Origin of the sequence: Solilutibacter silvestris (genome assembly GCF_002895945.1) — a bacterium.
GTDB lineage: Bacteria > Pseudomonadota > Gammaproteobacteria > Xanthomonadales > Xanthomonadaceae > Solilutibacter > Solilutibacter silvestris.
In genome coordinates this window covers 739,022-751,442 of record NZ_NPZB01000001.1, presented here as the reverse complement: position 1 = coordinate 751,442, position 12,421 = coordinate 739,022, and the positions used below count along the sequence as shown (strand labels likewise).

At 62.0% G+C, this 12,421-nt stretch carries 11 protein-coding genes; 5 read left to right on the top strand and 6 right to left on the bottom strand.

The annotated features are described in order from the left end of the window. Positions 1 to 3: 3 nt before the first annotated feature. On the bottom strand, positions 4 to 423 hold the full coding sequence (locus Lysil_RS03355) for a type II toxin-antitoxin system VapC family toxin (protein ID WP_103074138.1): 420 nt from the start codon (positions 421 to 423) through the stop codon (positions 4 to 6). Next, positions 423 to 674 carry a type II toxin-antitoxin system prevent-host-death family antitoxin gene (locus Lysil_RS03350; RefSeq protein WP_103074137.1) on the bottom strand — a complete coding sequence of 84 codons (252 nt, stop codon included), beginning with the start codon at positions 672 to 674 and terminating at the stop codon, positions 423 to 425. Before Lysil_RS03350 ends, Lysil_RS03355 begins: the two co-directional genes overlap by 1 nt. A gap of 109 nt (positions 675 to 783) precedes the next feature. Between Lysil_RS03350 and Lysil_RS03345 the strand changes: the two genes are divergently transcribed. The 5 genes from Lysil_RS03345 to Lysil_RS03325 all read left to right on the top strand — a co-directional run bounded on the left by Lysil_RS03345 (position 784) and on the right by Lysil_RS03325 (position 8,133). After that, entirely contained in the window at positions 784 to 1,443 is a 660-nt protein-coding gene (locus tag Lysil_RS03345) for a hypothetical protein (RefSeq protein WP_103074136.1), read from the top strand. Between the two features lie 68 nt (positions 1,444 to 1,511). Beyond that, positions 1,512 to 2,951: a Wadjet anti-phage system protein JetA family protein gene (locus tag Lysil_RS03340; RefSeq protein ID WP_205756846.1), complete on the top strand. Its 1,440-nt coding sequence runs from the start codon at positions 1,512 to 1,514 to the stop codon at positions 2,949 to 2,951. Continuing rightward, the gene (locus Lysil_RS03335) at positions 2,948 to 3,547 is read left to right on the top strand and encodes a DUF4194 domain-containing protein (protein ID WP_103074135.1); all 600 of its coding nucleotides are present in this window, start codon (positions 2,948 to 2,950) and stop codon (positions 3,545 to 3,547) included. Before Lysil_RS03340 ends, Lysil_RS03335 begins: the two co-directional genes overlap by 4 nt. Further along, positions 3,534 to 6,959 (top strand): SbcC/MukB-like Walker B domain-containing protein, encoded by a 3,426-nt coding sequence (locus Lysil_RS03330; protein WP_165782367.1) that lies wholly within the window; start codon positions 3,534 to 3,536, stop codon positions 6,957 to 6,959. The genes Lysil_RS03335 and Lysil_RS03330 overlap by 14 nt, the downstream gene beginning before the upstream one ends. After that, positions 6,946 to 8,133, top strand: coding sequence for a Wadjet anti-phage system protein JetD domain-containing protein (locus Lysil_RS03325; protein WP_165782366.1), 1,188 nt, complete (start codon positions 6,946 to 6,948; stop codon positions 8,131 to 8,133). The genes Lysil_RS03330 and Lysil_RS03325 overlap by 14 nt, the downstream gene beginning before the upstream one ends. A gap of 16 nt (positions 8,134 to 8,149) precedes the next feature. Here the strand turns inward: Lysil_RS03325 and Lysil_RS03320 are convergent, their stop codons facing one another. Genes Lysil_RS03320 through Lysil_RS03305 form a run of 4 tightly spaced genes read right to left on the bottom strand, consistent with a single transcriptional unit; the run spans position 8,150 to position 12,407 of the window. Next, the gene (locus Lysil_RS03320; RefSeq protein ID WP_103074132.1) at positions 8,150 to 8,926 is read right to left on the bottom strand and encodes a DeoR family transcriptional regulator; all 777 of its coding nucleotides are present in this window, start codon (positions 8,924 to 8,926) and stop codon (positions 8,150 to 8,152) included. Between the two features lie 36 nt (positions 8,927 to 8,962). Further along, the gene (locus tag Lysil_RS03315) at positions 8,963 to 10,264 is read right to left on the bottom strand and encodes a D-tagatose-bisphosphate aldolase, class II, non-catalytic subunit (protein WP_103074131.1); all 1,302 of its coding nucleotides are present in this window, start codon (positions 10,262 to 10,264) and stop codon (positions 8,963 to 8,965) included. Positions 10,265 to 10,306: 42 nt separating this feature from the next. Further along, positions 10,307 to 11,260: an ROK family protein gene (locus Lysil_RS03310; protein WP_103074130.1), complete on the bottom strand. Its 954-nt coding sequence runs from the start codon at positions 11,258 to 11,260 to the stop codon at positions 10,307 to 10,309. Next, on the bottom strand, positions 11,253 to 12,407 hold the full coding sequence (locus tag Lysil_RS03305) for an SIS domain-containing protein (protein ID WP_103074129.1): 1,155 nt from the start codon (positions 12,405 to 12,407) through the stop codon (positions 11,253 to 11,255). The genes Lysil_RS03310 and Lysil_RS03305 overlap by 8 nt, the downstream gene beginning before the upstream one ends. Positions 12,408 to 12,421 lie beyond the last annotated feature (14 nt).

The window sequence follows — 12,421 nt, the reverse complement described above, 5'->3', positions numbered from 1 at the left end:
ACTTCAACCCTGCCAGGGATTGATGAGGGCAACACCCGTCGGTTCGAAGTCCGCCACGTTGCGGGTGACGACCGTCATCCCATGCGTCAATGCCGTTGCCGCGATCAAGGCATCGCGCACCGGACGCAACTCCGGGACATGCAACGAAGCGCTTCGCAACGCCACTGCGACATCCACCGGAAGAATGCGATCGGCGAATGCCGGAAGCACGTGCTGGTCCATCCACGTGCGCAGGATCGCGCCTTTCGGTGCGTCCTTGCGTTCCGCCATCAGGATGCCGATCTCCAGTTCCTGGATGGTGATCGCGGACACGAACAATTCCGCCGCATCAACGCCATCGCCCCAGCGCGCGACATTGGCATCGGCCTTGCCGGAACGCACCTTGCGCAACTCGGATACGACATTGGTATCCAGCAACCACATCAGGCCAAATCCGCCGGCCGGGCGATATCGCGATGGACAGGAAGTTCAAGCTCGACATCGGCCACGCCCGGCATCGCCAGCAGATCGGCAATCTTCCTGCGTCCCCCGACCAAATGCCGGTACTCCTCGATGCTGAGGAGGACATGCGCCGCGCGACCGCGATCGGTGATGTAGACCGGGCCATGTTCGGCGGCCTTCTTCGCACCACTCGTGTCTTGGTTGAATTCGCGGCTGGTGAACGTGGTGGTCATATCGATCTCCGCATCTTTCTATGTAGAAACGTTACTACATTTGATTGCGTTGTGCAAATCCCGGCATTCACGCGCAGAATCACTAATCGAACGATACGGGAGAATCCCGATGGATCCGTTCGAGTCTTTCGTCGGCCGGCGGCAGAACGCCCTGAAGCGAATCGCACGTGCAACCAGCGGCGAGCACCAGTACGAGGACGTCGTCAACGAAGCATGGTTGATGGCCGGAACGATTTCCGAGCGGTATGGACTGGAGCTGGATTTCGCCGACGCCGAATTTCAGCAAGTGCTGATTAGCCACCTCTATCAATCGCTGGTGCGCTACACCGAACGTATCGTCCGCGGTGCGGTGAGGCTCGATCATTCCCCCAGCGGTGAAAGTGGGGGAAACAAGCCCAATCTGCTGATGAATCGCCTGGCCAGCAATGACGGCCGCGACCCGCTGTCGCATTTGCTCATCGACGAAACCGTGTCCACCCAACCCGATGACGGCGGATGGCATCCATCGCTGGCAGGCGCGTGGATCAGGCTGCTACGACGGCATGAAGGCCGCATGCGTTACGTTGCCAGTCGCTTGCTGGTTTCAATTCCACATGCCTACGCCTGCTGTGCCAAGGCACGTTGGCTTGCGACCGTGCAGCATCCGATCCCGTTCGACCCGCGTGCAATGGAGACTCAGCTCGGGCCGTGGCGACGCAAGCGCGCCATCAGAATTCAGCGGCAACTGGAATTCGATTTCGTCGAGGAACTGCCGCTGCGGCATGGGTAAGGTGCCTGGCTCATCCCCTGAGATCGGTTTGTATAAGATGCGAACGGGGAGAATTCCAAAGGTTCGCAGTGAGTCAATCCAATTTGCCTGGTCAGGACGACATTCCGCCGCTGTTCGATCGGCTGGCCCCGGAACTGTTTCGCCCCCTGGCCGCCAGCAATGGTCGTCGCTACTGGACGCTGCTGTGCCGCCTGATCGATGAGATGTGGGGCGATGGTGGTCGCTCGCCAGGCGAGGAAACACCGCGATCTGTAGTCGTACGCAAGATCGAAACCCTGCTAGCGGCGGACGACCCGTGGGAAGAAGCGCTCGATACGCCGATCACGATCCGGGCGCATGACATCGTTCGTACCTTGACCGATTCCGGCTGGCTCAACCAGCGACGCCGCGGCGTGGCCGAAATGGTTACGCTGCGTCCCGTCATCGCCCAGTTCCACACCATGCTGTGCGAGTTCGCCCGCCATGAACCGGAATTCCTCGGCAGCAAGGTGCGTTCGATCTATCTCAACCTGCGCGCGGTGGCAAGCGGCGAAGCCCGCGACCAGTACGCCGAAGCCGCCAAGCAGGCCAAGCAGTGCATGGCCCATATCGCCAACACCGGCTGTCGCGTGCAGGATCTGATGGACGAGTTGATGAAGCACACCTCGGCGCGCGAATTCGTCCGTGGTTTCTTCGAGGAATACGTCGAGAAGGTCTTCATCGCCGATTACAGCGAACTGCGCACCAAGGATCACCCACTGCAGCATCGATCGCAGATCCTGTCGATGACGCTGCAACTTCAACACGACGAGACGCAGCGCGAAGCCTTGATCGCCTGGTATCAGGAAAAAAGGGCGGGCGGCGATCGCATGCGCGCCGAACTACTGTATGAGCGCGACACCCGCCTGTTGATGCGCTTGAAAGACGTGGACGAGCAATTGCAGCGGCTGGATGAGGAAATCCGTGACGCCAACCAGCGCGCCATTTCTTTCATCGAATATAAGATGCGGGCGCCCAAGCATCTGGACAAGTTGCTGGCCCGCGCCATGCGTGCGGTGGATCGACTGGATGAAGACCACGTGGCACTGCCTGCAGCGGCCGGCTTGCGGCACGCCGGCGAGGAATTGCTGGCGAAGCCGCGCGCGGCATCGAAACCGATGGTGGCAACGGCGGTGGAAAAACGTCCGCCGACACTGGAAGAATTGGCGATGGAGCAATTGCGCAGGCACATGGCTGACAACCGTCTGGTCGACAAGGTGAAGCTGGCCAACTACGTGGGCCGTCATCTGAAGCTGCGCACGGCCATCACCTCCGACGAACTGACCATCGATTCGATCAATGACCTGTGTTGCTATCAGCGCTTGTTGCTGATCGCCGCGCACGGCGCCTGCCCGCCATCGCAACGTCATTCCGATCCGCAACTGCAGATGCTCAAGGGCGTGCGCATCGATTTCATGTCCGATGGCACGACCTGCAATCCATATCTTGAACACCCCCGATTCCACATCCAACGGGAACGCGCCCAATGAGCCACTGGGAACGATTGGCCGCCCAGAGCCAGACACATGCCGAAAGTGATTATCACAAGGCCGGCTACCGGCTGGTGATGGAGCAGGTCCTGTACGCCAGCGATCCGCGCAGCCGCATCGCCTACGAGCTGATCGTCAAGCATCGCAAGGATTACGACGCCCTGCTGGCGCAACTCGGCATGCACATCACCCACAACCCGCACATGGGTTACGTGGTGGCGACGCCGAATCAATATGTCGCCGAGAAAATGCGTCTCACCGAAACCCGGATGGCACTGGTATTGCGCCGCCTGTACGACGACAAGATGCACGCCACCGAGATCCTCGCCGGCGAAGCCTGGGTCGACATGATCGAACTGGAACGCGCCTACAAGGATCTACTCAATCGCGACCTGCCGCAGAAGGCCGCGCTCGACGAGCTGTTGCAGGCGATGAAGCGCTACGGCATCGCGCGCTTGGAAGAAACCGATGACGAACAACGCAATCAGGTCGTCATCCGGCCCGGGATTGTCGACGTGCTGGGCGAGACCGCATTGCTGCAACTGGCCGCGCATGCCAACGCGATTGAAGAGGAAGAGGTCGATGAAGCAGCTTGAAGCCCTCGGGATGGTGCAGTACTTCCTGTACGAACGGGAAGACCTGCAGCTTGGTGGCAACACCGCATTTCTCGGACCAAACGGTACCGGCAAGACCGCGTTGTTGGATGCCTTCCAGATCGTGCTGCTGGCCGCCGACAGCAACAAGACCCATTTTAACGCTTCGGGAGAGGGCAAGAAGCGCGCCCGCAGTCTGCGCGAATACTGCCTCGGCGTATATGGCCAGAGCGATGCCGAACGCTGCCGCATGTCCGCCAACACCTACATTAACCTGGTGTTCCGCGATCCGGAAACGAATGTCGCGGTGACGGCTGGCGTTTCCCTGTCGGCCAGCGTCGACGATCCCAACCACGTGTTCAACAGTCTCTACATCCTGCCCGGCGTGGCGCTGACCACCAAGGATCACATGGATGCGGATGCAGGCAAGGAAACGATCCTGCCGTGGCGCAAATTCCAGCACATCGCGAAGGATGCCTGCACGATGGCCGGCACGACGCCGTTCTTCACCCAGAACCGCGAGGAATTCCTGAGCCGGCTTTTCGTCGGCCATCTGGCCTCGCCCGGTGAACGCCCCAATACCCGTGCCATCCGCTCGGCGTTCGCGCGATCGCTCAAGCTCAACAAGGATATCGATGATCTCGATGAAACCCTGCGCCAGCATCTCATCGAGCAACGCCTGACCAATGTGCGGGCATTCCGCACGCGTCTGGAGCAATTCCACGCCGTGCGCGAGATGATCCGCCGACTGGTCGATCGCATCGAACGCGCCGGGGAGGTCGCCGACAAATACGCACTGGTCAAACGCGATCGCACCACGCATGCCAACCTCGACGCGTTGCGCGCGCTGTATGAAGTGGAACGCCTTTCCGAAGAACTCGGCGAACAACAGGACAAGGCCGAGGAGTTGGAGCAGCAGCTGAAGGCAGCAACGCTGGACCTTGGTCGCGCTGACAGCGAGAAGGTGCAGGCGCAAGAAGCGCGTGATCGTGCATCGCAACTGTTGCACATGGACCCGGAATTCCAGAAACAGGCGGGCGAATCCGGGCAACTGAAGTTGAAACAGGATCAACTGGACAAGAACCGCAAGGAACTGGGAAATCTGCTGAAACTCGCGCTGGAAGCCGCCGTTTCCGCCGGAAAATTGCCGGCGATGGCCGCGCATCAGGGTGACTTCGAGGATGCCGTCCACCAGTTGCTCGATCTGCAACAGCACGCCGATGTCCTGCGCATCCCCGAGCCCGCTGCCATCCAGTCGGTGATGCAGGCGATGGCGCGGATACGCGGCTGGATCAGCAAGTCCCTGTCCGCCGCCGAACGCGAGGCCGATGAAAAAGCCAAGGATGAGCGCGATGCACGGACTGCACTGGAACGCAGCCAGCGCGGCTTGTCGCAGGTCCGCAAGGAGGTCACGGCGCTGCAACGCCTGTTGTCCGATGCCGGCATAGAAGCCACTCCGATCTGCGATCTGGTGAAGATCAGCGATCCGCAATGGCAACCGGCACTGGAAGCCTATCTCGGCCCGCATGTGGATGCGTTACTGGTGCCCGAGAAACAGGAACTGGATGCGGTGCGCACCTATAAGGAACACAAGGATGCGCGCCACATTTTCCGGGTCAAACTCGCGCTGCCGTCGCGTGGCCGCCCCTGGGTCGCCAAGGGTGGCGGCAAGTACGCTGCACAGTTGATCGAAGGCGACGACAAGGCGGCCATTCGCTATCTGCAGGGTGAACTTGGACAACTGGCGCTGGCCAACAATGCCGCGCAACTGCACGCCGGTGCCAGGGCGATTTCGAGCGACGGCATGATCAGCTCCGGCGGCGGCATCGAGCGCCGGCAATTGCCCAATCGCAATGCGCTCCTGATCGATCGGGCCAACAGTGATGCACAACGCCAGGCCGCCCAGATCGCGCACGATGAAGCCAAGGTCGCGACCGAGCATGCCAACGCGCAGGTCAAGCTGATCGCACCGATCGAACAATGCCTGGCGTCGTTCGCGAACAGCGATACCACGTATTCCCGACTGGAAGAATTGTTCACGGCCGCGATCGCTGGCGATCGCGAGCTGCACGATCTTCGGGAAGCGCTGATTGCCACCCAATCGAGTCGACTGAGCAACCTGCGGGCGAATTTCGAAGCGGCGACCAAGCGACTGGCCGATGCCGATGAAAATGAAAAACGATTGATCGCGCTCAAGTCCCGCCTGGCCACCGAATCGGGCAGTGCACAAGCCCGCATCGAGAGTATTATCCAACGCCAGGGCCTGGCTGCCGTGGATGAAACCCAAACGCGCCAGCACCCGCTATATAACGCCAACGAAGTGCAGCGCCATCGCGAACGTTACGACGAACGCCATGGCGACGAGAACTGGGGCGAATTGCTCAAGGCATTGCAATCCGCCATCGGCCACGCCAAGACTGCGGCCGACAATCACGACCGCGATGCGTGGGAGAAATTCAGCTTCTACATACGCGACTTCCAGTTCCAGAACAACGACATCGCCAACCATCAGTGGGAGCGCGCCTACAAATTCATCCTTGATGACAAACATCGCATGGAGGATCTGGAACTCGCCGATCAGGAAGCGAAATCGCAGGAAGCCTACGAAGCGGCAGTCAAGGTCTTCCGCACCGACGTGGCGCAAACCCTGCTGGAAGGCTTCGAGGCTATCGAGGAACAGATCCGCGGCTTGAACGAGGTGTTGAAGCACGCGCCGGAATTCAGCAACGGCGAGCGCTATCGCTTCAAGTACGCACCGGTCGAGCAACACCGTCCGCTGTATGAATTCCTCAAGCGCGTGCGCGAACGCGGCGACGCCGAGGAAGACATTTTCGGTGGTGCGGGCAAGATGCCGGATGAGTTCAAGGCACTGGTCGAAGGCGATGCCAGTTCCGAATTGCTGCAGGACGCCAGTCCGCTCAACGATCACCGGCGCTTCTTCAGCTACGACGTGGAAATCCTTGCGCAGAACGCATCCATCGGCTTGTTGAGCAAACGCCTGGGGCCTGGCTCCGGTGGCGAACATCGCACGCCGTTGTACGTGATCTTCGGCGCAGCCTTGGCGGCGGCTTACGGCAAGTCACGCAGCACGCAAACCAGCGGCGGCATCATGATGCTGGACGAAGCCTTTGAGAAGATGGATGCGCAAAACGTTCGTGCCACTGCCGACTATCTCAATGCATTGGGCCTGCAACTGGTCATGGCTGGCCCCGAAGCGGATCAGGCGAAGATGTCATCGTTCCTGAACATCTACTACGACATGGCACGCTATGGCTCGCGCACTGTCCAGCTCACGAAGAACGTGGTGCTGGACGAGGCCCGAGAACTGTTGCAAACCGACAACTATCTGCTGCATCCGGAACTGCTCGATCACGCCATGCGCAAGATCGCGGAAACCGAGCATGCCGCTGGCTGACGAAGTACTGGCCGATCTGCTGCAGCGGGGTGAACGCGCCCTGCTGCGTCACTCCGCGCGCGTCAATCCGGTAAATTTCAGCGACAAGAATTCCCCATACTGGCAACAAGATTACGAACAGCGCCAGCAGTGCCACGCCCGTCTCGCTGCGGCCGAACGCGCTGGCGCCGTGCAACTGGGCTGGGCAAAACAAGGCGGTGCGGATCGCCCGCTGGAGCAGGTCCGTTTACTGGATGCGAACAAACTGGCATCCTTCCTGGGCATCACGACCAGATCCGAAGCGGCGCAGCAGGCACGCGACATTCTGGATGCATGGTTGGCGCGCGATCATCGCGTGACTGAATTGCTGGGCGCATGGGTGGCCTTGAAGTCGCCACGCGGACTCGGGATGGAAAGCGCATCCGATTTCGCCGACGCCTTGCGCGTGCTCGATGCCCTGAAGCAAATCGATGGCGCAGACCAGATCGTCAGGGTGTTCAGTCGTGGCTTGTTCCGCGACACGAAACGAATCGAGACGCTCTCGCGCCATATCGATCTGCTGACCGCGGAACAACTCACTTCACCGGCAAGGCAGCAGGAGGAGGTTTTCAGCGCGCTGGGACTGGTAAAGGAGCCGCAACCTTTCCTGGTCGCCGGCACCGGCTCCCTGATGCTAAGCGGATCACAGGATTGCCGAATTGCACAGCCGTTCATTGGCGTCTCCAATCAGCACATCACTGGATATTCGGGTGCGCCTAGCTGGGTTCTGAGCATCGAAAACCTGACCACCTTCCATCAGGCCAGCCAACATCCGGATGCCGAAAGCGGCCTGATCCTCTACACCGGCGGCATGCCCTCTCCCAGCTGGTGCCGCGCTTGCGCACACATTCTGGAAACAATTCCGAAGCAGGTTCCGGTCTATCACTGGGGCGACATCGATCAAGGCGGATTCAGAATTGCGGCACATCTCCGCAACGCATGCATCCAGCGGCATTCGTTTCATCCCTGGCTGATGGATGCCCAGCGATTACCTCAAGCCCTGTTGTCAGAAACAACCGAGGCTGCCCGCAGCAACATGGCGCGAAACGCGTGGGACGCCGGCTGGGAAGAATTGTCGCAACGCATGCTTGCGCGAACGATCGAACAGGAAGGCATTCCTGTTTCCCTGCCAGTTGCAGGCATCAGTCCACGATAACCGCGATCTTCCGCCCTCAACCCCGCGAATCCACCACGATCACTTCAATCCCCAGCCGCTGCAATCCTTCGTTGTATTCGCTGCTGATGCCGGCGTCGGTGATCACGGTGTGGACCTGGTCGAGCAATGCGATGCGATGCAGGCTGACGCGCCCGAACTTCGAGGCGTCTGTCAGCACCACCACCCTGCGCGCACGCTCGACCATGCGATGGTTGAGGTTGGCTTCGGCTTCGTCGTGGGTGGTCAGGCCGAATTGCAGGTCGAGGCCATCGACGCCAAGGAACAGCGTGTCGAAGCCGTAGGAATTGAGGCTGGCCTCGGCCTGCGTGCCCTGCAGCGACAACGCCTGCTTGCGCAGCAGGCCGCCGGTCAGGCGCAGTTCCACGCCGGGCGCGCTGGCGAGTTCCCAGGCGATGTTGAGGCCGTTGGTCATCACGATCAGGTCCTGGTGATCGCGCAGATGGTGCGCCAGCATCATCGTGGTGGAACCGGAATCGATGATGATGTTGTCGCCCGGTTTCACCAGGCGTGCCGCTTGCGCACCGATGGCGTCCTTGATCGGGTGGTTCAGCACATCCTTCTCGCGGATGTCCTGCTCCTGCGGCGGCGTTCGCACCAGCGCCGCGCCACCATGGTTGCGATTGGCCAGGCCCTGCGATTCGATGTGGGTGAGATCGGAACGAATCGTCACCGATGACACTTCGAAGCGATCCACCAGATCGGCGACATGCACCTCGCCGTGCTTGACCAGCAATTGCAGGATCTGTTCGCGGCGGCGGCGGGTATTGCGCATGTCGGGACGGTTCGCTGTTCGCGGCAAAGGGGAAGCTTAGCGTCCCGGCCGCACGCCTGCGCGATTGCGGGCGCAGGCACGGGCATATTCGGCCAGGCGCGTGGCGATCTTGTCGCGCACCAGTGCCAGCGGATCGTTTTGCAGGCGTCCCTCGAACTGCGCGCGTGCCTGTTCCGGCAGGACCTGGCTGACGATCATCTTCGGCGGCGCGTGCTGGCGCAGGTTGGCGATCAAGGTGTCGATCGCCGCGCGCAGCTCGGGTTCGCCCCAGTAATAGCGACTGCGATCGCTCAGCGCGTATTTGCGCAACAAGTGCAATTGCTGTTCGTCGCCGTGGTAGTGCTGCTGCCAGTGTTTCGGGTTGCGCAACATGCAACGCTCGAGCGTTGCGACGAGATTGGAACGTTGCGCTTCCGGCACCAGTTCGTCCTCGATCGCCGCCAGCGCGAATAGTGCCTCGCGCCAGGCATAGGTCGCGGCCGGGCCGACCTTGAGGATGGCGAAATGATCGCGCACCAGCGCGTGCAACGAGTCTTCGGTCTGGTAATCGGTGGAATGCGCTTCGAAGACGATGCGCGGTTGCGCTTCGAGGAAGCGCGACAGTTCCGCTGCAGCCACAGGATCGTAATGATGGACGTCGCTGTGGTCGAAATCGACGCCGGGTTGCACCACCATCGCGATCACCCGCTGCCATGCCGCTGCCAGATCGGGCGCGGAGAATGCCTGGCGATGGATCTCCAGCGTCTTCGCCGCCGCTTGCGGTGTCGTCACCTGCAGTCCCGCGTCGAGTGACGCTTCACCACCGGGCGTCGGCACTTCGGTACCAATCACGTACACCGGCGGTGGCAGGCCGGCTTCCGCAGCGGTGGTTTCCGCGATGCGCGCCAGCAAGGCCGAACGTTCGGCCACGGTTTCGTCGGGCAACGGCAGCGGATCATCGGCGCAGGACATGCTGCAGTCGAGATGGATTTTTTCGAAGCCGGCGGCAACGTAGGCGCGGATCAATTCCTGCGCATGCGCCATCGCTTTCGCAGCGGGAAGTTTCTGCCAGGCATTCGGACCGAGATGATCGCCGCCGAGGATCAGGCGTTCGACCGGGAAACCATGGCCACGCGCGAGTTCCAGCACGTAGTCGCGGAATTGCACCGGCGTCATCCCGGTGTAGCCGCCGAACTGGTCGACCTGGTTGGAGGTCGCTTCGATCAGCAGGGGCGTGCCGTATTCCGATGCCACGTCCATCGCCGCCAGCAACACCTGATCGTTGCTGCAACACACACTGCAGATGCCGACAGCTTCGCCATGGCGATGGGCGTCGATGATGGACTGGAGAAGGGACACGTGATGCTCCGTATTGATCGTGTTGGGGTCCGGCGCGAACAGTCAGTGCGCGCGGGCGTGTTGCCGCGCCAGCAACGCGGCACCGCGCGCGCCGCCGGCATCGCCGAACACCGGCGGCAGGATCGGCGGCACGCTGGTATTGCGGAAGAGGTGCACGGCGATCGCCGCCGGAAGGTCGCGATACAACGCGTCCAGTTTCGACAGGCCGCCGCCGAGCACGATCACGTGCGGATCGAAGGCCTTCACCACGTCGGCGAGGGCGTGGCCCAGCAGGTCGAGATGGATCGCCAGAGCGCGTATCGCCGCAGCATCGCCCGCGTGCGCCGCAGCGATCACCGCATTGGCGTCTTCGGCATTGCCGCCGAGGTGGCGATGCAGGCGCGCCAGGCCGGTGCCGGAGACATAGCACTCGATGCAGCCGGGCAAGCCGCAGGCGCAGTCGTGGATCGGCAAGGCGTATTTCGCGACGAGGGTGGCCGGCACCGTCCAGTGCCCCCATTCGACACCGAGGCCGTTGTGGCCGGAGAGCAGTCGGCCATCGATGCAGTAACCACCGCCGGCGCCGGTGCCGAGGATGGCACCGATCATCGTCGGATAGCCCGCTGCGGCACCGCCGTTCGCCTCGGAGATGGCGAAACATTGCAGGTCGTTGCCGATGCACAACGGCCGCTGCAGGCGCGTGCGCAAATCGGCGACGACCGGCTTTCCGGTGATCGCCGGAACGTTCACGCTGAAACCCAGGCCACTCTCGCGATCGACCACGCCGGGCAAACCGATGCCGATGGCATCGCATTGACGCCCGAGTTCCGCATCGACATTCGCAACGAGTGCGGCGACGGCATCGAGGAAGGCCGGATAATCCCGCGCCGGCGTGGTGACGCGCTGGCGATGCAGCACCTGCAGCGAGTCATCGCAGGCGACCAGCTCGATCTTGGTGCCGCCGACATCGACGCCGTACCAGAGATGCGCGCCGCGTTCGCCGGAGGTCTCAGCCATGGCGATGGATGGTCACGCCCTGCACGACGCGATTGACCGTGCCATCCGGGAAGGGATTGTCCGGGGTGAAACCGAGTGCGGCGGAACGATACAGGGCATAGCGCTGCGCGAACGTCAACCACACTGGCGCCAGCCACGCATCGGGCAACGCCGGCACGGTCAGCGTCACGTCATCGTTGGCGCCAGCGATCGCCGGACCAAGCGACAACACGCGACCGGCAATGCCATCACGACGCAATTCGTCGAGCAAATCCTGTTCGTAGCTGCGTGAAAGCGCCTGCGTGCTGCGCACCACCACCACCAGCGTCTCGCCATCGAGCAGGGATTTCGGGCCGTGGCGGAAACCCAACGGTGAATTGGCGAATGCCGGCACGCGACCGGCGGTGAGTTCCAGCAACTTCAGCGAGGCTTCGCGCGTCCAGCCTTCCAGCGGACCGCTGCCGAGGTAGATCACGCGCGCATGCGGCGCCAGCGCCAACTCCGCGACCGCGGCTTCCCACTGCGCCAGTGCATCGTGGCCAAGCGCGGCGACGCTGCGCAACTGCTCCAGTCGCTGCGACCATGGCGCATCTTCGAAGGTGGCGAGCGCGGCCAGCAACATGCAGGTCAGGCTGCTGGTCATTGCGAAGGCGCGATCGCAACTCGCGGCCGGCATCAGCAGGGTGAAGGTATCGGCGCGACCGTGGCCACGGCGCGCGAGTTCGCCATCGGCATTGCAGGTGATGTCGAGGAAGCGCGTGGTCGTGACGTAGTCGCGTACCAGCTCGACGGCGGCGACGCTTTCCGGGCTCGACCCGCTGCGTCCGAACGAGACCAGCAGCGTCGGGCGATCACGCTGCAAGTAATGATCGGGATGCGTGAGCAATGACGTGGTGTGGATCGCGCGCACGTCGGCCGGCCATTGCGCATTGATGCGATCGGCGACCATCTCGGCAATGAATCCGGAACTGCCGGCGCCGGTGAAGATCACCCGGTTCAGCGGATCGCGCAGCCAATCACCGAGGAAGGTCGTAAGCGCTGTCTGCTCGCGTTCTAGGGTATCGGCCAGCTCGGCCCACAACGCCGGCTGCTGGGCAATCTCGGCATGGGTGTGGCCACCGCCAAGGTGCTGCCAGGTTGAATCATCCGAAAGCGGAATCGCGTGCATGGTCGAAACTCGAT